The sequence below is a fragment of the Croceicoccus hydrothermalis genome (assembly GCF_022378335.1).
In the GTDB taxonomy this organism is placed as follows: Bacteria; Pseudomonadota; Alphaproteobacteria; order Sphingomonadales; family Sphingomonadaceae; genus Croceicoccus; species Croceicoccus hydrothermalis.
Window position 1 is genome coordinate 129,561 of sequence record NZ_JAIQCI010000007.1, and the last position, 23,688, is coordinate 153,248.

The 23,688-nt window shown below is 63.5% G+C and carries 18 protein-coding genes and 1 tRNA gene; 8 read left to right on the top strand and 11 right to left on the bottom strand.

The window, feature by feature from the left end:
• Positions 1–26 precede the first annotated feature (26 nt).
• Positions 27–1,253 carry a dual-specificity RNA methyltransferase RlmN gene (gene rlmN / locus K4G67_RS07785; protein ID WP_239805819.1) on the bottom strand — a complete coding sequence of 409 codons (1,227 nt, stop codon included), beginning with the start codon at positions 1,251–1,253 and terminating at the stop codon, positions 27–29.
• 272 nt (positions 1,254–1,525) lie between these two features.
• Here rlmN and K4G67_RS07790 point away from each other — a divergent pair, with 272 nt between their 5' ends.
• Entirely contained in the window at positions 1,526–2,185 is a 660-nt protein-coding gene (locus tag K4G67_RS07790; protein ID WP_239805820.1) for an outer membrane protein, read from the top strand.
• A gap of 99 nt (positions 2,186–2,284) precedes the next feature.
• Here the strand turns inward: K4G67_RS07790 and K4G67_RS07795 are convergent, their stop codons facing one another.
• The 3 genes from K4G67_RS07795 to K4G67_RS07805 are packed head-to-tail and all read right to left on the bottom strand — an operon-like array spanning position 2,285 to position 5,531.
• A complete protein-coding gene (locus K4G67_RS07795) occupies positions 2,285–3,022 on the bottom strand; it encodes a 2OG-Fe(II) oxygenase (protein ID WP_239805821.1) in 738 nt (245 codons plus the stop codon).
• 12 nt (positions 3,023–3,034) lie between these two features.
• Positions 3,035–3,514, bottom strand: coding sequence for a transcription elongation factor GreB (gene greB / locus K4G67_RS07800; protein WP_239805822.1), 480 nt, complete (start codon positions 3,512–3,514; stop codon positions 3,035–3,037).
• A gap of 37 nt (positions 3,515–3,551) precedes the next feature.
• Positions 3,552–5,531 carry a lytic transglycosylase domain-containing protein gene (locus K4G67_RS07805; protein ID WP_239805823.1) on the bottom strand — a complete coding sequence of 660 codons (1,980 nt, stop codon included), beginning with the start codon at positions 5,529–5,531 and terminating at the stop codon, positions 3,552–3,554.
• 204 nt (positions 5,532–5,735) lie between these two features.
• Here K4G67_RS07805 and dapA point away from each other — a divergent pair, with 204 nt between their 5' ends.
• From dapA to alaS, 6 genes are all read left to right on the top strand, one after another.
• The gene (gene dapA / locus K4G67_RS07810; RefSeq protein WP_239805824.1) at positions 5,736–6,617 is read left to right on the top strand and encodes a 4-hydroxy-tetrahydrodipicolinate synthase; all 882 of its coding nucleotides are present in this window, start codon (positions 5,736–5,738) and stop codon (positions 6,615–6,617) included.
• Between the two features lie 60 nt (positions 6,618–6,677).
• The gene (smpB, locus tag K4G67_RS07815; RefSeq protein WP_239805825.1) at positions 6,678–7,160 is read left to right on the top strand and encodes an SsrA-binding protein SmpB; all 483 of its coding nucleotides are present in this window, start codon (positions 6,678–6,680) and stop codon (positions 7,158–7,160) included.
• A 141-nt stretch (positions 7,161–7,301) separates the two neighbouring features.
• Entirely contained in the window at positions 7,302–7,886 is a 585-nt protein-coding gene (locus tag K4G67_RS07820) for a DUF2062 domain-containing protein (protein WP_239805826.1), read from the top strand.
• On the top strand, positions 7,883–10,357 hold the full coding sequence (locus K4G67_RS07825) for a response regulator (RefSeq protein WP_338026405.1): 2,475 nt from the start codon (positions 7,883–7,885) through the stop codon (positions 10,355–10,357). Before K4G67_RS07820 ends, K4G67_RS07825 begins: the two co-directional genes overlap by 4 nt.
• Before the next feature lie 135 nt (positions 10,358–10,492).
• Positions 10,493–11,518: a recombinase RecA gene (recA, locus tag K4G67_RS07830; protein ID WP_338026406.1), complete on the top strand. Its 1,026-nt coding sequence runs from the start codon at positions 10,493–10,495 to the stop codon at positions 11,516–11,518.
• An 88-nt stretch (positions 11,519–11,606) separates the two neighbouring features.
• Complete coding sequence (gene alaS, locus K4G67_RS07835; protein WP_239805827.1) at positions 11,607–14,267, top strand: alanine--tRNA ligase; 2,661 nt, start codon at positions 11,607–11,609, stop codon at positions 14,265–14,267.
• A gap of 19 nt (positions 14,268–14,286) precedes the next feature.
• Here alaS and K4G67_RS07840 read toward each other — a convergent pair whose 3' ends face one another.
• The 5 genes from K4G67_RS07840 to cpdR form a co-directional block, all read right to left on the bottom strand.
• The gene (locus K4G67_RS07840) at positions 14,287–16,077 is read right to left on the bottom strand and encodes a cation:proton antiporter domain-containing protein (RefSeq protein ID WP_239805828.1); all 1,791 of its coding nucleotides are present in this window, start codon (positions 16,075–16,077) and stop codon (positions 14,287–14,289) included.
• A 48-nt stretch (positions 16,078–16,125) separates the two neighbouring features.
• Positions 16,126–17,751 carry a GNAT family N-acetyltransferase gene (locus tag K4G67_RS07845; RefSeq protein WP_239805829.1) on the bottom strand — a complete coding sequence of 542 codons (1,626 nt, stop codon included), beginning with the start codon at positions 17,749–17,751 and terminating at the stop codon, positions 16,126–16,128.
• A 92-nt stretch (positions 17,752–17,843) separates the two neighbouring features.
• The gene (locus tag K4G67_RS07850) at positions 17,844–19,067 is read right to left on the bottom strand and encodes an NADP-dependent isocitrate dehydrogenase (RefSeq protein WP_239805830.1); all 1,224 of its coding nucleotides are present in this window, start codon (positions 19,065–19,067) and stop codon (positions 17,844–17,846) included.
• Between the two features lie 153 nt (positions 19,068–19,220).
• Positions 19,221–19,295, bottom strand: a tRNA-Val gene (locus K4G67_RS07855).
• A 131-nt stretch (positions 19,296–19,426) separates the two neighbouring features.
• Positions 19,427–19,804, bottom strand: a complete 378-nt coding sequence (cpdR, locus tag K4G67_RS07860) for a cell cycle two-component system response regulator CpdR (protein WP_239805831.1) — start codon at positions 19,802–19,804, stop codon at positions 19,427–19,429.
• 156 nt (positions 19,805–19,960) lie between these two features.
• Here cpdR and K4G67_RS07865 point away from each other — a divergent pair, with 156 nt between their 5' ends.
• A complete protein-coding gene (locus K4G67_RS07865) occupies positions 19,961–20,944 on the top strand; it encodes an N-formylglutamate amidohydrolase (protein WP_239805832.1) in 984 nt (327 codons plus the stop codon).
• A gap of 231 nt (positions 20,945–21,175) precedes the next feature.
• Here the strand turns inward: K4G67_RS07865 and K4G67_RS07870 are convergent, their stop codons facing one another.
• Entirely contained in the window at positions 21,176–21,955 is a 780-nt protein-coding gene (locus K4G67_RS07870; protein ID WP_239805833.1) for a SapC family protein, read from the bottom strand.
• Between the two features lie 147 nt (positions 21,956–22,102).
• On the bottom strand, positions 22,103–23,536 hold the full coding sequence (locus K4G67_RS07875) for an FAD-binding oxidoreductase (protein ID WP_239805884.1): 1,434 nt from the start codon (positions 23,534–23,536) through the stop codon (positions 22,103–22,105).
• Between the last annotated feature and the right edge of the window lie 152 nt (positions 23,537–23,688).

Sequence of the window (23,688 nt, forward strand, 5' to 3'; positions counted from 1 at the left end):
CATCGAAGTTCAACCCCCACGCATGCTTAGCCGAGCGCGGCCTGCTTCTCCTCCGCCAGCCGGTCGAGTTCGGCGCGGCTCTTGCGCTCCGCCGCTGTCTTGAGCTGTCCGCAGGCGGCGTCGATGTCGCGGCCGCGCGGGGTGCGCACCGGCGCGCTGATGCCGGCCTCGAACACGATATTGGAAAACGCACGGATCCGCGCCGGGTCCGAACATTCGTAGGCGGAGCCGTCCCACGGGTTGAACGGGATGAGGTTCACCTTCGCCGGCAGATCGTATTTCCGGATGAGCCGGACAAGCTCACGCGCGTCCTCGTCGCTGTCGTTCTTATCCTTCAGCATGACATATTCGAAGGTGATCCGCCGCGCATTCGACGCGCCATGATAATCGGCGCAGGCCTGCAGCAGATCCTCGATCCCGTATTTCCGGTTGAGCGGAACGATCTCGTCGCGGGTTTCCTTGTTCACGGCATGCAGCGACACGGCGAGATTGACGCCAATCTCGCGCCCGCAGCGATCCATCATCGGCACGACGCCGCTGGTCGAAAGGGTGATCCGCCGCCGTGACAGGGCCAGCCCCTCGGCATCCATCACAATTTTCAGCGCGTCGCGAACATTGTCGAAATTATAGAGCGGCTCGCCCATGCCCATCATCACGATATTGGTGAGAAGGCGGCCATCGGCGCGATATTCGCTTTCGTCCTCGACCTCGCCGACGTCCATGCGCCCCTTCGGCCATTCGCCGAGCGCATCGCGGGCCAGCATGACCTGACCCACGATTTCTCCCGGCGTCAAATTGCGCACCAGCCGCATGGTGCCGGTATGACAGAACCGGCAATTCAGCGTGCAACCGACCTGGCTCGACACACATAGCGTGCCGCGATCGGCGTCCGGAATGAACACCATCTCGAAATCGTGATTGTCCGCGGTGCGGAGCAACCATTTGCGCGTTCCGTCCGACGAATGTTGCGCCTCGACCACCTCGGGCCGGGCGATGACGAAACGTTCGGCCAGCCACGGGCGCATCGTTTTCGCGATGTCGGTCATATCCTCGAACGCGGAGACGCCGCGATGATAGATCCAGTGCCACACCTGCTTCGCGCGCAGTTTCGCCTGTTTCGCGTCCAGCCCGGCCTCACGAAAAAGGTCCGCGATCTGCGCCTTGGGCAGGCCGAGAATGTCGGTGCGCCCATCCGCGCGCGGGGTGACGGGGCGGGGGACGGGGACGGGATCGATGTGGCCCGGTATATCCATGCGTATATCCATCGGCGCGATATAGGCATTTCGTCCCCATTGCGCAAAGGTCATCATATCATGACTGGCGGCAACGACAGCCGCCCGTTTTCTGTCGCAGATTGTCGCGGAAAACCGCGATGGATGGAGCGATTTCGCGGCGAAACGTGCCGTGTAATCGGTATTACGTTTGTTGTCCTGCGTTCATGATCATGTTGTTTGAGGTTAATGAAACCGAACCGCCGTTCGCTCATTTCTCCGGTCCAACCCATGAGGGATACACTGGAGTTACCATGAAAAAGACAGCTATCGCACTTGCAACCGGCACCGCATTCCTGGGCCTCGCCGCACCGGCCATGGCGCAGGACGCGACCTTTACCGGGCCGCGCGCGGAGGCCATTCTCGGTTATGACATTTCGAAGGCCGGCAGCGATGCGGACAACGACATCAACGATCAGGACGATCAATCGATCGACGGCCTGCTCTACGGCGTGGGCGTCGGTTACGACGTCGATCTGGGCGGCGCGGTCGTTGGCGTGGAAGGTGAATATACCGATTCCACGGCAAAGACGGAGTTCAGCGACGGGACCGATTTCGAAGGCTTTGGCCTTGGCCGTGTCGACACCGGACGCGACCTCTATATCGGCGCGCGCGTCGGCGCGAAGGTCCGCCCGGACGTTCTTGCCTATGTAAAGGGCGGCTATACCAATGCGCGCTACAACGTGCTCAGCCGTGATGGTGAGCGCGAGGTTCGCGAGAACATCGACGCCGATGGTTATCGCCTGGGTGCCGGTCTCGAATATGCGCTGAACCAGAATACCTTCACCAAGATCGAGTATCGCTACTCGAACTACGGCAAGGCGGAAATCGACTTCGACGGCATCGATTCCAACCGTTACGACATCGATACCGATCGTCATCAGATCGTGGCATCGGCGGGCATCCGCTTCTGATCCGCGAAAAATGACATCGCCTTTCGAGGCGCGATGACGCCGGCGGCGGGCCGGAGCCACATCGTTGGTTCCGGCCCGCCTGGCCATGTCGTGGGCGCTTTAATCGTGGCGGAGCCATCCGGTAATCGCGAGCCGGGGCCCCCCGGCGAATGGCGCGACCAGCGATACGCTGTGCATCTGCGGCACGCGAAACAGGTTGAGGATATTGTACCCCGGCGTAAATGCGCGTTCGATATCGCCGTCCTGTGCGTGAAATTGCAAAAGCCCACCCCATTCGCCGCGCCATTGCGGTGTGAGGTTGAGGACATAGGCCGCGATCCGGTTCTTTCTAGCGATCGCATCGTCGTGCGCGGTCAGGAACTGACCCGGAAGGTAGCGCGTGGCCTGCCCATCGACGTAGGAAATCGCGTCATTACCGGTTATCATGCGCAGGATAGCGAGGGTTTCGGGCCTGTTCATCGCCTCGACAAAACGATCGACCGGCCAGTTACGTTCACACCGTTCAGCAGGATCGTCGGAGACGCGGATACGGTCGTAAACATACTGGAACCCGTCTTGCGCCTGCGCATGGATCGCGGCGGTCAATTCGCGCTCTTGTTCTTGCGTGAGGGCGGCAATCGATTCCGGGCCAAGATCCCAGCTTTTCTCCCCCATGTTCAGCGTGCGCCACCATTCGCCGTCCTCGGTCAGATATCGATAGAGCGCGTCGGCATCGCCGGGCGCGAGAATATCGCCGATACGCAGCCGGCCGTCCTGCGCGAAGGTGTTCGACAGACGGACCGCGCGGTCACGGGTCAGCGATAGGGCGAAAGGCGTCACCGCCGCCGCCCGCTGCATGCCCGGCCTCGCCTAATCATATTCGATCGCGACAATTTCCCACTCCTTGTCCCCGGCGGGCAGGCGGACGGTGCGCAGATCGCCGACAGCCGCCCCGCGCAGCGCCCGCGCAAGCGGCGAACCCCACCCGATGCGCCCGTCACCCGCGTCCGCTTCGTCATCGCCGACGAGCCGCACGATTCGCTGCGCATCATCCTCATCCGCGATGGTGACGCGCGCACCGAAAAATACGCGGTCGGGATCGGTCGGCGCACCGGGGTCGATGACGCGCGCCGCCTTCATCCTGCGTGAAAGATGGCCAAGCTCCCGGTCGATTTCGCGCAGACGCTTGCGGCCATAGATATAATCGCCGTTCTCGCTGCGATCGCCATTGCCCGCGGCCCAGCTTACGATGTCGACGATGCGCGGCCGTTCCTCGTTCAAAAGCTGATCGTAACGTGCGCGCAGGGCGGCCATGCCCTGCGGCGATATGGGGTTGCCCGGTGTCTTCATCGCCCCCACCCATATCGGGCGGGGGCGATTATTGTCATCACCGACCGGGCTGTTTCCCCAGATAATGGCTGAGCGGATACGGACCGCTGCGCATTCCGGCATCGGGGTAGAGCGCATCGTAATAGGCCGCGTTTTCGAGCACACGTGCGACATAGCGTCGTGTTTCCGTAAACGGGATCGCTTCGATCCACTCGACCCAGCCGATGCCGCCATTGCGCGGGTCGCCATTGGTCCGCAGCCATTTGTTCACATTGCCCGGCCCAGCGTTATAGGCCGCAACGGCAAGCGGGTAGCTCCCGTAATTGTCGAGCATGCGCCCGAAATATCCCGCGCCCAGCCGCATGTTATATTGCGGATCGTCGATCAGCGCGCTCGATTGATAGGACAGGTTCTGCTTGCCCGCCTGTTCCCGCGCGGTGCCGGGCATAAGCTGCATCAGCCCGCGTGCGCCGGCATGGCTGACCGCGTCGGTCGCGAACTGGCTTTCCTGGCGCGCGATGGCGTGGATAATGGACCAGTGGTGTTCGTGTCCCGCCGGTACGTCGATGCGCGGGAAGGCATATTGCGAAAAGCCATACACCTGCTTCGTCGCGGCCTCGCGCCCGGCGATCACGGCAAGATCGCGGCGCCCGGTTTCGCGGGCAAGCTCGGCGATGAGCGCGAAATCTTCCGGCGTCTGCGCGCTTTCGGCCAGTTCGCGGAAGAAATAGACCGCCGTGCGCCAGTCGCCGATCCGGCCCACCTCGCGCACCGCCTGCACCAGCGGGCGTGCGGCGAATTGCACGCGCGCCTGGCTCGTCGGGGTGGGGAGCGTGGCGGCCGGCGCGTTGAGCGCCCGGCCAAGCCGTTCGAGCGCGAGCTGCCCATAGAACTGATCGGGATAGCCTGCCGCGGCCTCGTACTGTTGGCGCGAAAAGTCGGCCATCCCGGCGCGTTCGGCGGCGAGCCCGGCGAAATAGAACCCTTTCGTCCGGGCAGGGGCGGTGCGCTGCGATGCGCCATAGGTGGCGAACATGCGCGCCGCCGTGCCCGTGTCGCCCCGCGCCAGCGCAGCCTCGCCAATGGGGTAGAACAGTTTTTCGTAATCGTCGCGAATGCTGCCGGAAAGCTTGCTCACATCCGTTCCGGGGGCGAAGGCCTCCCCCGCGCGGTCGGCGATGCGCGCGGCGGTGCCGACATCGCCCGATTGCAACGCGAATTCCGCATTGCGGCGCAATTCCTCGATCCAGTGCTCCGCATCGTCGGGAAGCCCCGACAGCGGCGGCGCATTGGCGAGCAGGCTCTGCGCCGCGGAGAACTGGTTCGATTCGCGCAATTGCCGCGCCCGATTGTAGATATAGCCGGGATCGCTGTTCGCCGATGCCGGAACCTGAAGCCCGATTGCGGAAGGAGCGGTGCCCTGCATCGCGGCGAGGCGGGCCATGTCGATCTGTCGCCGTTCGCCGGTGACGAAACCGATCTGACGCTCCGCTGCCTCCCTCGCGCCTTGCCACAGAAGCGAATCCATGCGCGATTCGTGGTCCTCGCTCGTGAACAACGGGCCGTAGAACGCGGCTAGGCTCGCCTCCGCCGTGGGGCTCATCTCGCCGCCGCGCCATGCCGCGCGCGCCATTCCGGTGGCCTCGGGACGGCCGAGCGCCTTGAGAGCGAGGGCATATTGCGCTCGCGCCGAATTTCCGATCGGCGGATGCCTGTCGAAATAGGCGACCTGCCGCGCGGGATCGACATATTCGTCGCCCAACGCTGCCTCCGCGCGAAGGCGAAGCGTGTCCTGCTGCGGAAAGCCGGGATATTGGTTGAGGAAGTTCGCATAGGCGTCGAACCCTGCGTCGCGCCGCGCGATCAGCGTGTTCCACTGCATCACCGCACGCGCCATCGGGCCGGGGGCGACCGCCATGTTCTGCATCCGCGCCCGGTCCCAGTCGGAGGGCGACCAGCGAATATCGGAAAAGCTGCCCGCATCCTGGGCCAGTAAGGGCGCGGAGCTGACAAGCCCCATCGCCAGCGCGGTTGCCATCCCGGCACGCATCAAACGGTCGCGCCGCTTCGGTTTACGCGTTCGGGGATGGCGAATTTGGGATTGGTTCGTGCTCATGCTGGACATTATGGGGCGACCCTCCTTATCACGCGCTGAACGGTCGGCGGCGCATCGCGTTCCGGCCTGTGCAACGTGTCGGTCGTCGCCGGCGCGCAACCTGTTATGTGATACGGAGCCATGTCGATGTTTTCAGGGTCCATTCCTGCCTTGGTGACCCCCTTTCGCGACGGGGCCTTCGATGAAAAGGCGTTTCGCCGTCTGATCGACTGGCAGATCGAGAACGGATCGAAGGCGTTGGTTCCGTGCGGCACGACGGGTGAAAATTCGACGCTGACCAACGATGAACATCACCGCGTGATCGAAGTATGCGTCGAACAGACCGCGGGCCGCGTGCCGGTCATCGCAGGCTGCGGCTCGAACGACACGGCAAGCGCGCTCATGCACATGGAATATTCCGAGAAGTTCGGCGCGGATGCCGCGCTCGTCGTCGCGCCCTATTACAACAAGCCGAGCCAGGCCGGGTTGATCGCGCATTTCTCGCATCTTGCGAACAATTCCTCGCTGCCCATCGTGCTTTATAACGTTCCGGGGCGCACGGTGACGGATATCGAGCCGGAGACGGTGTGCGAGCTTGTGAACCTGTTTCCCGACAAGATCGTCGGCATCAAGGATGCGAGCGGCGATCTGTCGCGCGTCGTCGATCACCGCATGGGTATCGGGCGCACGTTCTGTCAGCTTTCGGGCGATGACGAGCTTTCGCTTCCAGCCAATGCGGCGGGCGCGGTGGGGTGCATTTCGGTGACCGCCAATGTCGCCCCCAAGCTGTGCGCCGAGTTTCAGCAGGCCTGTGTCGAAAACGATTTTGCCGAGGCCCGCCGGATCAACGACCGGCTCTACCCCCTGCATTACGCCATGTTCGAGGATAGCTCCCCCGCGCCGGTCAAATATGCGCTGTCGCGCGTGCACGACTGGATCAGCGACGAACTGCGGCTGCCGCTCACCCTGTGCAGCGAACCTGCGCGGCGCGCAGTCGATGCCGCGCTCGATCATGCGGGGCTGCTATAACCGGGTAATTGGCGGATCGCCCTTTCATTCGACGCGATCGCACCCTACATCGCTGCGCCTATGGCACTTCCCAAACCCACAAGCTTCGACAAGCAGAAGACCGTCGCCGAAAACCGGCGCGCCCGCTTCGATTACCATATCGACGAGGTTTTCGAGGCGGGCATCGCGCTCACCGGCACGGAGGTGAAGAGCCTGCGCGGGGGTGAAGGCTCGATCGCGGAGAGCTATGCCGAATTGCGCAAGGGCGAGGTCTGGCTCGTCAATGCCAACGTGCCGGAATTCAGCCACGGCAACCGTTTCAATCACGAGCCGAAACGCCCGCGCAAGCTGCTGCTCCACGAACGGCAGATTTCCAAGCTTCACGGCGCGGTGGAGCGAAAGGGCATGACGCTCGTGCCGCTGTCTGTCTATTTCAACGGACAGGGCCGGGCGAAGGTTGAACTCGCGCTCGCCCGCGGCAAGAATGTCGCGGACAAGCGCGCGACGGTAAAGGATCGGGACTGGAAACGGCAGCAGCAGCGTATCCTGCGCGAGCATAGCTGAACGGATCGGCACCGCGGTTCATTCGCGATGCAGACCGGCGCGCTTATGTTTTGCGCATACCGTCCGTTATAGTCCCGGCAATGCGTATTGCGCGCAGCGGGGCCACGGCGTACTTGCAGAACCGACGATGAAGAGCGGCGGATGAAAAAGCGACTGATCGATTGGACGCGGGGCCGCATGCCCACGCGCGAGGGGATGGCGGACAACCGCTTTCTCGCCCCGATCGCGCATCGTTTCCTGAGCCCAGAATTGTGGCGCTTTACCCGCCGATCCGTCCCGCGCGGCGTCGCGCTCGGCCTTTTTGCCGCGTTCATCGTGCCGCTGGGTCAGATTTTCCTCGCCGCGTTCCTGGCGCTTCCCACGCGGGCGAACGTACCGCTCGCGGCGGCGGTGACATTCGTGACCAATCCCTTCACCGTGCCGTTCTGGGTCGTGTTCGCAAACCGGGTCGGCGGCGCGCTCTTGCGGGCGGATTATTATGCCGGGGCGGCCCTTTCCGATCATATCGACAATGGCTGGTGGAGCCGGATGGGGCAGTTGTTCGAAACCGCCGGCGTGACCGCGTTCGGTTTCGTCGTGCTTGCGGTGGGCTCCGCCATTGTGGGCTATTTCGTGTCCGGCTGGCTGTGGCGCTGGCAGGTGGGGCGCCGCCGCCGCCTTGCGCTTTCCATCCGGCAGGAGGCCCGCATGCTGGCCCGCGAACGTCAGGCCGGGTCGGGCGATTGACCCCGGCAGAGCCCGCGCGCGCCCGATTGCCGATTCGCGGGCGGGACGGCATCTGGCTCGCCGTGGCGGCAGTGCTGAGCGGCATGATGCTGCAAATGGCCTCAGGGCAATGGCTGCTCACGAGCGTCTATCTGGGCGGCGTGGCGGTGATGTTTGGCATTCTTTGGGTGGTGCTGCCGCGGATTTCAGCGCGCTTCTCCATGGCCGAGGCCGACAGCCTGGATGTCGAGGACTGGTCCGTGACGGCGGCGGCCATCGAATGGCCCGACGTTGCCATGGCGATCACCAATCGTCAGGGACGCATCGTGTGCGCCAATGCGCGTTATGGCGAATGGTTCGGTTTCGACGATGCGACGCCGGGCGGCCCGTTCGAACGCGGCGATGCGGAACGGCTCCCGCAGGCGGTCAAGGATGCCTGGCGGAGCGGGGAGGCATCGCTCGACCGGCTGGTGCGGCGAAACGGGCGCTGGAATCTCAAGCTTGCGAGGGCAGGGCGGGGCGAGGATTACCTCATCTGGACCTTCACCCCGGTGGCGAGCGAGAACCAGGTGGCGGAGGTCGTCCGTCACCTGCGCGGCCGCGTGGGGCGCGCGCTCGGCGCAGCGGGGATCCAGGCGGCGGCGGTCACCCCCGACGGGACCATTCTCGGCGCGAACGATGCCTTTGCGGCGCGTGCAACCGGGCGCGCGGACGGTTCGACCACGGGGCGGGATTTCGTCGATTTCCTGACAGGTGACGAATACGAACGCTATTTCTACGCGCGGGAGGGGGAGGACGGCGAGCCGCTCACGCTCGTCCATCTGCCCATTGCGGATCCGGATATCGCGCCGGGCGACATTCCGGATCTCCCGCCAACATTGTTCCTGATCCTCAACAGCGGACCGCGCGCATCGGCCGTGTCGAGCCTTCCCGATATCGAGGCACTGATGTCGCTTCTGCCGCTGGGGCTCGCCATGGCGGACAGGGACGGGCGGTTTCTCTTCGTCAATCGCGCATTCCGCCGCGCCGTGGCACTCGACGAAAAGGTGGAGACGCCGTCCTTCCCCGCCGAACTCGTGGTGCACGAGGACAAGAGCGCGCTCGCCGATGCGGTGCGTCGTCATGCGGCGGGCACGCCCGGTTCCGCCAAGGTGCCCGTCCGCCTCGAGACCATGCCCGAGGAAACCGTTTCGATCAGCCTTGCAAGCGTGCGCGGGCTGGGGGACGCGGCGGTCATGCTCAGCCTCAAGGATTCGACCGAGGAAACCCGGCTCAAACGTCAGGTCGCGCAGGCCACCAAGATGCAGGCTGTCGGGCAGCTTGCCGGCGGTGTCGCGCATGATTTCAACAATGTGCTGACCGCGATCATCGGTTATTGCGATCTCATGTTGCTGCGCCATACGCCGGGCGACATCGATTATGACGATATTCAACAGATCAAGGCCAATTCCAATCGCGCCGCATCGCTGACCCGGCAATTGCTGGCCTTTTCGCGGCAGCAGACCTTGCGCCCGCAAACGCTGCAGCTTCCCGACGTGATATCCGAGGTTTCAGTCCTTCTAAAACGGCTTATCGGTGAGAAGATCCGGCTCGTGGTGACGCATGACCGTGCGCTGGGACCGGTGCGCGCGGATCCGGGACAGCTGGAGCAGGTCATCGTCAACCTCGCCGTCAATGCCCGCGACGCGATGCTCGCCAAGAGCGATGGCGGCACGCTCAAGATTTCCACCCATCGTATCGGCCCGGCGGAGGTGCACGAGCTCAACAATGATATCCTGCCGAAGGGGCATTATACTGCGCTATGTGTCGCCGATACGGGTGGTGGCATTCCGGTCGACAAGCTCGGCAAGATTTTCGAGCCGTTCTACACGACGAAGGAAACGGGCAAGGGCACAGGCCTTGGCCTGTCCACCGTGTATGGCATCGTGAAGCAATCGGGCGGTTATATCTTTGCCGACAGCCCGCCCGGCGGCGGCGCGCAATTCACCGTTTACCTGCCCGTGCACACGGTGCAGCCGGGCGAGATCGCCGCCGAGCAGAATGCCAAGCCGGCAAAGGAGCCGGAAAGCGCGGTAAGCTTTGGCGGCAATGGCGCGATCCTGCTTGTCGAGGACGAGCATACGGTGCGCGCGGTCGCGGAGCGTGCGCTCAAGAGGCAGGGCTACGAGGTGACCTGCGCTGCCGATGGCGAGGAGGGGCTGGAGATCATCGCGCGCGACGGCGGGTTTGACCTTGTGGTGAGCGATGTCGTCATGCCGACGATGGATGGGCCGGCGATGGTCCGCGAAATTCGCAAGCAATATCCGCACATCCCGGTCATCTTCATGTCCGGTTACGCGGAGGAACAGCTGCGCCGCGAAATCGACATCGCAGGCATGTATTTCCTCGCCAAACCGTTTTCGGTGGCGCAGATCGGTGAACAGGTCGCCCGCGTTCTTGCCAGGGCGCGCGAAGGGGGCGGGGCGGGCGCACAAAATTCGCCCATCGAATGAGAACCCGCCATCTTGTCCCGGCGGAACAAAATGAATACATACCTCTTGCGGTTGACGTTTCGTGTCGGCCGCCTAGGCATTGATACGTTGCCTTCACCGGCAGCGAATCTCATTTTTTCGTGAAGGAATTCTATCGTGGACCGGCAAAAGGCGCTCGACGCCGCACTCGCGCAGATCGACAGGGCCTTCGGCAAGGGCTCGGCCATGAAACTGGGCAGCCGGGAGGCCATGAATGTCGAGGCGATCTCGACCGGTTCGCTCGGGCTCGACATCGCGCTCGGCATCGGCGGGCTGCCCAAGGGCCGCGTGATCGAGGTGTATGGCCCCGAAAGTTCGGGCAAGACGACGCTGGCGCTCCATGTCATCGCAGAGGCGCAGAAGAACGGCGGAACGGCCGCGTTTGTCGATGCCGAACACGCGCTCGATCCCGTTTATGCGAAGAAGCTGGGCGTCGATGTCGACGAGCTGATCGTGTCGCAGCCTGACACGGGTGAGCAGGCGCTTGAGATCACCGACACGCTGGTTCGGTCGAATGCGATCGACGTGCTGGTGGTCGATTCGGTCGCGGCGCTGGTCCCGCGTGCGGAGATCGAGGGCGAGATGGGCGACAGCCACGTCGGCCTTCAGGCGCGCTTGATGAGCCAGTCGCTGCGCAAGCTGACCGGGTCGATCAACCGGTCGAAATGCATGGTGATCTTCATCAATCAGCTGCGCATGAAGATCGGCGTGATGTACGGCAATCCGGAAACGACGACCGGCGGCAATGCACTGAAATTCTACGCCTCGGTCCGGCTCGACATCCGCCGCACCGGACAGATCAAGGACCGCGACGAGATCGTCGGCAATTCGACCCGCGTGAAGGTCGTGAAGAACAAGGTCGCCCCGCCGTTCAAGCAGGTGGAGTTCGACATCATGTATGGCGAGGGCATTTCCAAGATCGGCGAGATCCTCGATCTCGGTGTGAAGGCCGGGCTGGTCGAGAAATCCGGCGCATGGTTCAGCTACGACAGCGTGCGGATCGGCCAGGGCCGGGAAAATGCGAAGAATTTCCTCAAGGATAACGACGAACTTCGCGAAAAGCTGGAGGCCGCGATTCGCGGCAAGACCGATGAGGTCGCCGAGGAGATGATGGTCAATCCCGGCAATGATGGTGACGAGTAGGACATAGGGTCGCGCAGGCGGGCCGATGACCCCGCCTGCGCGCATTTCCCGGCTTGCCCGGCATCGCGCGCTGTCCTAACTGCGTGCCATGACTTCGACGAACGACATCCGCGCATCCTTTCTCGACTATTTCGCCGGAAAGGACCACGAAAAGGTGCATTCCGCGCCGCTGGTCCCGTATAACGATCCGACCCTGATGTTCGTGAACGCCGGGATGGTCCCGTTCAAGAACGTGTTTACCGGCCTTGAAAAGCGGGACCGCCCGCGCGCCACATCGTCGCAGAAATGCGTGCGCGCCGGCGGCAAGCACAACGATCTCGACAATGTCGGCTATACCGCGCGGCATCACACGTTTTTCGAGATGCTCGGCAATTTTTCCTTCGGCGATTATTTCAAGGAAGAGGCGATCCTGAATGCGTGGACGCTGCTGACGAAGGAATGGGGGCTCGATCCCGACCGGCTGACGGCGACGGTCTATCACAGCGATGACGAGGCGTTCGATCTGTGGAAGAAGATCGCCGGCCTGCCGGACGAGCGCATCATCCGCATCGCGACCGCGGACAATTTCTGGTCCATGGGCGACACCGGCCCCTGCGGCCCGTGCAGCGAGATCTTCTACGACCATGGTGAGGATATTTTCGGCGGGCCGCCCGGTTCGCCGGACGAGGATGGCGACCGTTTCATCGAGATCTGGAACCTCGTCTTCATGCAGTTCGAGCAATCGGCCGACGGCACGCGCGAGCCATTGCCGCGCCCGTCGATCGACACGGGCATGGGGCTGGAACGCATCGCCGCCGTGCTTCAGGGCGAGCATGACAATTACGACATCGACACGTTTCGCGCGCTGATTGCCGCGTCGGAAGCGCTCACCGGCGTCAAGGCGGAGGGCGACCGCGTGGCGAGCCACCGGGTCATCGCCGACCATCTGCGTTCGACGAGCTTCCTTCTGGCGGACGGGGTACTGCCCTCGAACGAGGGGCGCGGCTATGTCCTGCGGCGGATCATGCGTCGGGCCATGCGGCATGCGCATCTCCTCGGCGCGGAGGAACCGTTAATGCACCGGCTCGTGCCCGCGCTCATCGGCGAGATGGGGCAGGCCTATCCCGAACTGGGCCGGGGGCAGGCCCTGATCGAGGAGGTGCTGGAGCGCGAGGAGACCCGTTTCCGGCAGACGCTCGACAAGGGGTTGCGCCTGCTCGACGATGAAACCGCCGCGATGAGCGCTGGCGACAGCCTGCCCGGCACGACCGCGTTCAAGCTCTACGACACCTATGGCTTCCCCTACGATCTGACCGAGGATGCCTTGCGCGCCCGCGATATCGGCGTCGACCGGGCCGGTTTCGACGCCGCGATGGCCGAACAGAAAGCCGCCGCCCGCGCCGCATGGAAGGGTTCGGGTGAGGCGACCTCCGACGAAATCTGGTTCGACATTGCCGAGCGCGAAGGCGCGACCGAATTTACAGGCTACACGACGACGAAGGGTGAGGGCCGCGTCGTCGCCATCGTCAAGGACGGCAAGGAAGTGCAGCAGGCCGACGCCGGCGAAACCGTCACCGTGCTCACCAACCAGACGCCGTTCTATGGCGAGAGCGGCGGTCAGAGCGGCGATGCCGGCATGATCCGCGACGAGGACCGGCTGACCCTCCGCATCGATGATTGCGGCAAACCGCTCGGCCGTCTGATCACGCATCACGGCGAGGTCGAGAAGGGCAGCATCGCCGTCGGGCAAACCGTACAGATGGCGATCGACGCGGAGCGCCGCGACGCGATTCGCGCGAACCATTCCGCGACACATCTTCTTCATGCGGCGTTGCGGCGTGCGCTTGGCGATCATGTGACGCAGAAAGGCTCGCTCGTCACGCGGGACCGGCTGCGCTTCGATTTCTCGCATCCCAAGCCGCTTTCCGATGAGGAGATCGCCGGGATCGAGGCCGAGGTGAATGCCGAAATCCGCCATAACGAGCCCGTCACAACCCGCCTGATGACCCCGGATGAGGCGATCGAGGCGGGGGCCATGGCCCTTTTCGGCGAGAAATACGGCGATGAGGTCCGCGTCCTGTCCATGGGCCGGGCGGATGGCGATGCGCGCTCCTACTCGGTCGAACTTTGCGGCGGCACCCATGTCGATGCGCTGGGCAATATCGGTCTGTTCCGCATCGTGTCGGAAAGCGCCGTATCCTCGGGCGTGCGCCGGATCGAGGCGCTTACCGGCGAAGCCGCGCGGCTCTGGATGGTGGGGCGTGACGATGCGTTGAAGCAGGTCGCCAGCAGCCTGAAAACCAGCCCCGACGATGCCGCAGAACGCGTGCGCGCCATGGTGGAGGAACGCCGCCGCCTCGAAAAGGAACTGGCCGAGGTGCGCAAGGCGCTCGCGCTGGCCGAAGCGTCGGGCGGCGGCACCGCGCAGGCGAGCGCGGCCGAAGATATTGGCGGCATCGGTTTTTCAGGTCAGGTGTTACAGAACATGGACCCGAAGCAATTGCGCGGCCTGCTGGACGAGGCGAAGAAGCGGCTCGGCTCCGGGGTCGCGGCGATTGCGGCCGTGAACGAAGGGCGCGCCGCCTTCGCGGTCGCCGTGACCGACGACCTCACCGAACGGTTCAGCGCGGTCGATCTCGTGCGGGTCGGCGTGGCGGAACTGGGCGGAAAGGGCGGCGGCGGCCGGGCCGACATGGCGCAGGGCGGCGGCCCCGACGGTGACAAGGCGGATGCCGCACTCGATTCGGTGCGGGCGGCGCTGGCGGGCTGAACGCCCGCCGCTGCGTCGCTTATAGGGTTTCGGCGGCCGCGTGCAATTCGCGGTCGGAAAGCGACGTCTTGAGCTTGGGCTTCTGGCTGAGCTTGCCTTCCCGCATGATGCGCTCGCGAAATTCGTCGCGCTTTTCATGGATGGACGCAATGACCGGTCCGACCGCGACTCCCATGTTGACCAGCACGGATTCGGACAGCTGTAGCGAGCTTTCCAACGTCTCGGGCACCGCGTCGGTCGCGCCTGCGCGATAGAGTTCCGCCGCATGGGCCGAATCGCGCGCGCGCGACAATATCGGCATTTGCGGGTAAGCCGCGCGCAGCTTCTTCACCAATCTCGCCGCGAGCACCGGCTCGTCCATGGTCAGAATGACGGCAGATGCTTCTGAAATATCGATGCGGTCGAGCGCGGGCCCACGCGCATCGGCGAACAGCAACGGATGTTTTCGCGCGCGCGCGATGGTCACGCATTCCGGGTCGCTGTCGATGGCGAGAAACGGGCGGTCGTGCTTGACCATCATATCGGCGATCAGGCGCCCGACGCGTCCGTAACCGATGATGATGGCGCGGTTTGCGGCCTCCGTATCCGTGTCGAGCGGAGGCAGCCCCGCGGCGTCGATCCGCCGCGCCATTTTCCGCCCGATCAGCGCCAGGATCGGCGTGATGGTCAGGCCGATGGCCGTCACGATCTGCCAGAATTGCGCGGTGGTCGGCTGAATCAATTGTGCGCTCGCCGCGGCAGACAGCACGATGAGCGTGGTTTCCGACGGGCTGCTCATCATGATGCCGGTTTCCACCGCGGTGCCGCGCCGTGCGCCCATCATCCGCAGCAAGAACCCCGTCACGACCGATTTAAGCAGCAGGATTCCAGTCACCGCCAGCGTGATGGGCCAGATATTGGCGGCGATCACGCTAAGGTCCACGCCCATGCCGACCGTGATCAGAAAGACGCCGAGGGCGAGGCCCTTGAACGGTGCGGTGATGCCCTCGACCTCGGTATGATATTCGGTTTCGGCGATCAGCAAACCGGCGAGCAACGCACCCACGATCGGCGAAAGCCCGACCGCCGCGGTCGCGAGCGAGGCGACGATCACCACGAGCAGGCTGGCGGCAAGGAACAGCTCCGGGCTTTTGGTACGTGCCGCCTGCGCGAAGAGACGCGGCAGCATCAGCCGCCCGGCGACCATCAGCACCGCGACCGTCAATGCGCCTGTCCATAGTGTATGGACCAGTCCCTCCATCCCCTCCGACGCGGCATAGGGGGCCATGGCGCCGAGGAGGAAGATGATCGGCACGATGGCGATATCCTCGAACAACAGCATCGACAGCGCTGCCTTGCCCACCGGCGACCGCGTGCCGGACAGTGGCAGCACCAGCGCCGTCGATGACAACGCCAGCGCCAGCCCCAGCCCCATCGCGCCTGTCCAGTATTGCCCCATCACCATGAGCACGAAGGCGATCAATGCCGCCGAAATCGCAAGCTCGAACGCGCCGAGCCCGAAGACGAGCCGCCGCATCGACCAGAGCCGGTTGAACGACAGCTCCAGCCCGATCGTGAACAGAAGCAGGATGATCCCGAACTCGGCAAACGGTTCGAGCCCCTGCGGATCGGTGATGGTTATGTATTGAAGCCAGGGATACTCGAACACGAACCGGCCAAGGCCGAACGGCCCGACCAGCATGCCGACCAGGATGAAGCCGATGATCGGCGTGATTCGGAACCGGGCAAAAACCGGAATGACGATGCCCGCCGCCCCGAGAATGACCAGCGCGTCGGACAGGACCGGAGAAAAATGAAGTTCGCTCGCCATCGTGGTTTTCCGATTATACCGAACCGAGAATTTGTGAAAGCGCAGCCATCAACCGCCGCCCGGCGAACGCGGGCCGAGCGGCTGCCCGCCAGCGGCCTCGTCGTTCTGTCCGACCTTGTCTTCGAGCGGCTTTCCGACCTTGCCGGCCCATTCGATCTGATAAAGGTCGAAACGGCGGTCGGCGAGGTTGCGCACCGTGCCCTCCGCCCGGGCCCAGGACAGGTCGGCGAGGTTCACGTCGCTGATGGTGAGCGTTTCGACATTCTCGGTCGCTTCGGCCGCGATGCCGTCGCGCGCGAACGGGAAATCGCACGGCGTCAGGATACAGCTTTGCGCGTATTGAATGTCCATGTTGCCGACATTGGGCAGGTTGCCGACATTCCCGCTCATCACGACGAAGCACTGATTCTCGATCGCGCGGGCCTGCGCGCAATAGCGCACCCGCATGTAACCCTGACGGCTGTCGGTGCAGAACGGGACGAAGATGATGCGTGCGCCCTCGTCAACAAGGCGGCGGGCCAGCTCCGGAAATTCGCTGTCGTAGCAGATCAGCACGCCGATCGGGCCGCAATCGGTCTGAATCGCGTCGATGCTGTCACCGCCCTTGATGTTCCACCAGTAATCCTCGTTCGGGGTGGGGTGGATCTTCTCCTGTTCGTGGACCGATCCGTCGCGCAGGCAGACATAGGCGACATTGTGAATATCACCGTCCTCCATCCGCGTCGGGTGCGAACCGCCGATGATATTGATGTTGTATTCCAGCGCCATCTTCGACAGCGCCTTGCGGATCTTCGGCGTGTAGTTCGACAATACCTCGATCGCCTCGCTCGGCGACAATTCCTGATCCGCAAAGGATAGAAGGGGCAGGGTGAACAATTCGGGAAACAGGATGAAGTCGGCGTCGTAATCCGCTGCTACATCGACGAAATATTCGATGCCGCGCATGAATTCCTCGTAATCCTTGACCTGCCGGGCCTGCAGCTGACAGGTGGCGACGCGCACGCTTTCCACGTCGCGAGGCAGGCGGAACTTCGTCGGCTGATCGCGATCGACGAAGGGATTACGCCACACCATATGGGCGGCGTAGGATTTCGATTTCTTATCTTCGGGAAGGTATTTTTCAAGAATACCAATGGGTTCGAAGCCGTTTGCAAGCTGAAACCTCAACACCGGATCGTGAAGCTTTCCGGCAACGACCTGATCGACGTAATCCTGCGGGCCATCGACCTTGCGCCAATGCCGCGACAGGTTCGGCAGCCGCCCGCCAAAGGTGATCCCGGTAAGGTCGAGCCGTTCGGCCAGCGCACGTCGTTCTTCGTAAAGACGCCGCCCGATCCGCGTTCCCCGCACCTTGGGATCGACGCACATCTCATAGCCATAGAGCCACTCACCCGTCGGATTGTGACGCGAACCGAACCCGTTGCCCGTAATCTCGTCCCAGCTATGCGGGCGCAGCGCGACCGAGCCCAGCCGCATCGATGCGCAATAGCCCACGACCTTCCCGTCGAGCTTCGCGACGAAGCAACCCTCGGGATAGTTGTTCATCTGCCCCCGGATCTCGCCATAGGTATAGGCGGGCAGATCGGCATAGGCACGGCGGATCAGCGCGGCGATGCCGCTCACATCGCTGGGCCGGGCCTGGCGCACTTCGAGGCGGGCGGTGGTGTTGGCCATGATGGGCTCCGTTTGTGGTCGTCAAAGCAAGAAACACCGGCCACGCACCCTGCGCGACCGGTGTTTCCCATAATCCGGGAAGAGCGGTGCGATCAGCCGCGCTTGCCCATTTCGGTTTCGAGGCCGTTCACGATGGCCTCGAAGAACTGCTCGGTCGTCAGCCAGTTCTGATCCGGGCCGATGAGCAAGGCAAGATCCTTGGTCATCTGGCCGTTCTCGACCGTCTGAATGCAGACCTTTTCAAGCGTTTCGGCAAATTTCACCACTTCGGGCGTTTCGTCGAACTTGCCGCGATACATCAGGCCGCGCGTCCATGCGAAAATCGACGCGATGGGGTTGGTGCTGGTCGCCTTGCCCTGCTGATGCTGACGATAGTGGCGGGTGACGGTGCCGTGGGCGGCCTCGGCCTCGACCGTCTTGCCGTCGGGCGCCATCAGCACCGAGGTCATCAGGCCGAGCGAGCCATAACCCTGCGCAACGGTATCCGATTGCACGTCACCGTCATAGTTTTTGCACGCCCACACGAACTTGCCGCTCCACTTCAGCGCGGAGGCGACCATATCGTCGATCAGGCGGTGTTCGTAAGTGATCTTCGCTTCTGCGAATTTTTCGGCGAAGCCTTCGGTATCGAACACCTCCTGGAACAGATCCTTGAAGCGGCCGTCATAGGCTTTCATGATCGTGTTCTTGGTCGACAGATACACCGGCCAGCCGAGGTTCAGCCCGTAGTTGAAGCTGGCCCGTGCGAAATCGCGGATCGAATCGTCCAGGTTATACATCGCCATCGCGACGCCGGGGCTGGGGAATTCGAACACTTCCTTATCGATGACCTGGCCATCGTCACCCTCGAACACTAGGCGCAGCTTGCCCGGGCCGGGGATCAGCGTGTCGGTCGCCTTGTACTGGTCGCCGAATGCGTGACGGCCCACGACGATCGGATCGGTCCAGCCGGGGACGAGCCGCGGCACGTTGTCGATCACGATGGGTTCGCGGAACACCACGCCGCCAAGGATGTTGCGGATCGTGCCATTGGGCGAACGCCACATCTGCTTGAGATCGAATTCCTCGACCCGCTGTTCGTCGGGGGTGATCGTTGCGCATTTCACGCCGACGCCATGTTCCTTGATCGCGTTGGCGGCGTCGACGGTGATCTGGTCATCGGTCTCGTCGCGCTTCTGCACCGACAGATCGTAATATTTCAGATCGATGTCGAGATAGGGCAGAATGAGGCGCTCGCGAATCCATTCCCAGATGATCCGCGTCATCTCGTCGCCGTCGATCTCCACGACGGGGTTCTTAACCTTGATCTTCTCCATCGGCCTCGTTCTTTCTCATTTGCATGAAATGGGCGCCATCGGCCCGCGTCGAAGGCCTCTTAGCAAAGGTGCGACGGGGCGCAAGGGGCGCGGGCATGCAAAGCGAACCGCCGCAGCGATCACGCGAATGTCAGAACATGAGGATGGAGCCGATGGTGGGCGTAGGAAGGATTGAACTTCCGACCCCTGCAATGTCAATACAGTGCTCTACCACTGAGCTATACGCCCACTCATCGGCATCGACCGGCGGAAGGGGGAGCCCGTTTACCGCCGGTAGGCGCGTCCCACTAACGGGGCTTTTCGCATTGCGCAAGTCGTCATTGCAAAGTTTTTGCGGCGCGCTTCTCTTTTACAGAGGTTCAGCGCGGCCCACGCGCCGGGGCACGTTCGAAAAGCTGCTCCACCTCGGCGACGAGATGTTTGAGGTGGAAGGGTTTGGACAGCACCTTGGCCTGTGGTGCTTCCTTGCTGGCGCGCATGCTCACCGCCGCGAAACCGGTGATGAACATGACCTTCGTCGTCGGCGACACCTGCGCGCAGCGTTGCGCAAGCTCGATGCCATCCATCTCCGGCATCACGATATCGGACAAAAGGAGATCGAAATGATGTGTCTGCAAGAGCGGCAAGGCGGTCGTGCCCTTGTTGACGGCCACCACTTCGTATCCCGCGTTTTCGAGCGCGCGGTGCAGATATGTGCGCATGGCCTCCTCGTCTTCGGCCAGCAAAATTCGAATCATGGTTGCCTCGGTCAAGGTTGGGCGTGCAAGTCCGAATGTCCGAACCTGCTACGCAGTTGCGATATAGTAGGTGCCGCGTAAACAAATCCTGTGCAAGCGAGGGCAACCCCCTACGGCAATTGATTCAATGGCGGGAAGCGGGCATCGTTCCGACCGATGCACGATGGCGATGGTGATAATGTGGCGGGAGCCGACGGGGACAATACGGCAAGTGCCGTGCGCGACACGGCGCAATCCGGCGGATCGATCCCGGGGCTCGCCCGTGCCGCGTTCACCTATCAAAGCGGCCGGCGGGATGATGGCGCAGGGGGCCGGGGCGGCCTTCCGCTGTTGATCGCGGTTCCCCATGCGGGGCGGGCCTATCCGCCTGCGATCCTCGACCATATGCGCGATCCGGGCGAGGCGATGGTCCGGCTCGAGGATCGGCATGTCGACGCCATCGCGCGCCGCGTTGCGGACAAGACCGGCGCGGCACTGCTCATCGCGCAGGCGCCGCGTGCGATAATCGATCTCAACCGCGATCCGGGTGACATCGATCCGGCAATGTTCCGCGGCGATCGCACCGGGATGGTGGCGGGTGCGCGTTCGCTGCGCGGGCTTGGCCTGTTTCCGCGGCGTCTTTCCGGAATGGGCGACATCTGGCGCGGAAGCATCCCGGCGCACGATGCGGGCCGCCGCATCGCTGCGATCCATGCGCCCTATCACGAATGTCTGGGCCGGATCCTGGCCGATATTCAGGCGCGATTTGGTGAAGCGGTCCTGCTCGACCTCCATTCTATGCCCTCGCTCGCTCCTGCTGATGACGGCGGGTCGGTCGCAACGCATGTCGTCGGGACGCGGTTCGGGCGCAGCTGTGCGGGCGATTTCGCCGCTGCGGCGCTCCATACGCTGGAGCGGGGCGGGGTCGAGATTGCCTTTAACCGGCCCTATGCGGGGGGGTATGTGCTCGACAGGCATGGCGATCCGCGGGGCGGGGTTCATGCGATACAGCTGGAGATCGACCGGGCGACCTATCTCGGCGACGATCATGCGCTCCGTGATGACGGGGTCGAGCAACAGGCCAGCCTGATCACCGATCTGATCCATGCGCTCGCGGCGGTGGCTCGCGACCGGGCGGCGCGTGCGCAGGCCGCCGAATAGCTCACAAAAAACCACCCCGCGCAACGCGCGAGGTGGTCAAGGTTCAGGGAGGTGGCGCCAATGGCGCCTGTCTGCCGGCCATGAGGGAAACCGGCGAGAACGATCCTAAGATAGGTTGATTGTCGGATCGTGACAAGCCTGCATCACAAAACAAATATTTGTTCTAGTCAGGAACAAAAGCGCCGGCCCCGTTTTTGGCGCGGCCGGCGCATGTTTTGCGGGCAAGCCGAATCAGGCGTTGGCCGTCTGCGAAACGGGGCCCTTGCCCTGGCTCACCTGTCGGCCGAAGATTTCCCGCGTCAGGTCGAGCGAGAAGAGATGCGCATAAATCAGCGACAGCAGGCCGTTCTGATTCCAGGTGCGAAGCTGATCGCCGCGCATTTCGCGCAGCTTTTCCTGATCGACCATCTGAAAACCGCGATAGATGAACGGGTCGCTGCTTTCGTCCCGGCGAATGGCAACCTCGCCATCCATCAACAATTCGTGCTTCTTAAGCTCCTGCATGAACGCGGCGGTGCGCTGACCGGCCTGTTCGAACTGCTCGTTGAACTTCAGGATGTTCTGCGTCGCCGTGCTCGGCTGCCCCTCGTCGTCGAAGAGCCGCTCGCCCTCCTCGAATTCGCCGACGAGATTGCTCGACGGGTCGTAGCACAGCGAAAGCTGATCGGTATCGGGCGACAGCTTGGCAAGGAGGAAGGGATAACGCCGCGCGTAAGCGGGGACATAGGCCGGCGTCGTCATCGTGCCTTCGTCGTCGAAGAAGGTGTTGACCCCTTCGTTCAGTCCCATCAGCGCGAGCGGAACCGGATTGTCGCCTGACGAAAAGATGATCGGATAATTGCGCTGCGCCGAAGGGAACTCCTCGACCGTGAGCGGAACGGCATGCTGCTTGGCCAGCCAGGGCGCCTTTTGCGTGCTCAGCGCACGGAAATTGCCGTGTTCATTGCTGTTGAGCGGAACGAGGCCATTGTAGAAGATCGGCAGGTTGGCGTTTTGCGGCGCGCTGGCCATAGGGATTCTCCGGTACTGAAAACAAGCTTCGGGTCGTTGCGAAAATATCGTGCGGGGACGTGACGCCCCTGGATGGCATGGCGCTTTAGGCGAGCGGTGAAGGTGGTGCAAGGCGGTCGCATCGCGGCCAAAGCTGTGCCGACAGCATCAGATGAGCTTGCCGGGGTTCATGATATTCCTGGGGTCGAGCGCATGCTTGACCGCCGCCATCACGTCGAGCGCGGCCGCCGCATGCGTATCGCGCAGCATGTCGCGCTTGTCCTGCCCGATGCCGTGTTCGGCGGAGATCGAGCCGCCCCATTCGCCGACGCGTGTGTAGACGCGGCGGCTGATCGCCTTGCCGTCGGTTGCCTCCCACGCGGCTTCGTCGGCGCCGTCGGGCGCGATCACGTGCAAATGGATATTGCCGTCGCCCAGATGGCCGAACCCCACGACGTCGTGGCCGGGCCAGTCGGCGGCGATGTCGTCGGCGATGAAATCCATGAAATCTGGCATTTTCGCGACCGGCACGGAAATATCGTGCTGCACCGCCGGGCCGCGGGCCTTTTCCGCAGGTGAAATCGTCTCGCGCAATTGCCAGAACGCCTCCGCCTGCGTTTCATTGGCGGCGATGGCGGCATCCTCGACCAGCCCATCCTCGAACGCGGCCATCATCGCGCCCTCCACCCGCTCGCCAAGCGTGTCGGCGTCATTCTCGTCGCCCACGAATTCGAGCAATGCGTGCCAGCCATGCGCTTCCTGCAACGGCGCCTGCGCATCGGGGAGATAGGCGATCACATCGTCGAGACAGCGTTGCGGCAAGACCTCGAACCCTTCGAGTGCGTCGCCCATCACGCCCTCGCAATGGAGAAGGAGCCGGCGTGCCTGGTGAAGGTCGGGCACGCCCGCCCAGACCACGCGCCGCTCCGCGATGGCGGGCGAAAGGCGCAGTACCGCGGTGCTGACGATGCCGAGCGTCCCTTCGGAACCGATCCACAATTGCTTGAGGTCGAAACCGCGATTGTCCTTCTTCAACGCCGCCGTCATGTCGAGCATGCGTCCATCGGGGAGCACGACCTCGATCCCGGCGACGAGGCTGCGCATCGCCCCGTGACGCAGCACCTGCGTCCCGCCCGCATTCGTCGCGATCAACCCACCGACCGTGGCCGACCCTTTCCCGCCGAGCGAAAGGGGGAAGCGCAGCCGCTCCGCCTCCGCCGCTTCGTGAAGGGTTTGAAGCACGACGCCCGCGCCGCATCGCGCGGTGCGGGCATCGCCGTCGATGGTCATGGCGTTCATCCGGCGCAGCGAAAGGAGCAGCGCATCGCCGCTTTCATCGGGGGTGGCCCCGCCGACCATGCCGCTGTTCCCGCCCTGCGGCACGATCGGCACGCCATGTTCGGCGCACAGTGCCACGATGCGGGAAAGCTGCGCCGTATCGGCAGGCTGCGCAAGCGCGAGCGCGCGGCCGGTATAGCGTCCGCGCCAATCGGTCAGCCAGGGTTCCATGATATCCGCGTCGCGGCTCAACCCCTTGTCGCCCAGGATGTCGTGCGCGCGTGCAAGGAAGGTTTCGGAATCGTGGTCGTTCGCAATCGTCATGGCATCGCGCCTTGCCAGATCGCGCACGCCATGTCGCCCCCGTTTGCGGCGCCCCGCCAGACGCGCGTGGCCCGATTTCTGCGCGGCAAGGAAATTGCCGATCGAATTCACGAGGTTAAGCCATCATTCAAGGCGAGACGTGCAGACGGCCC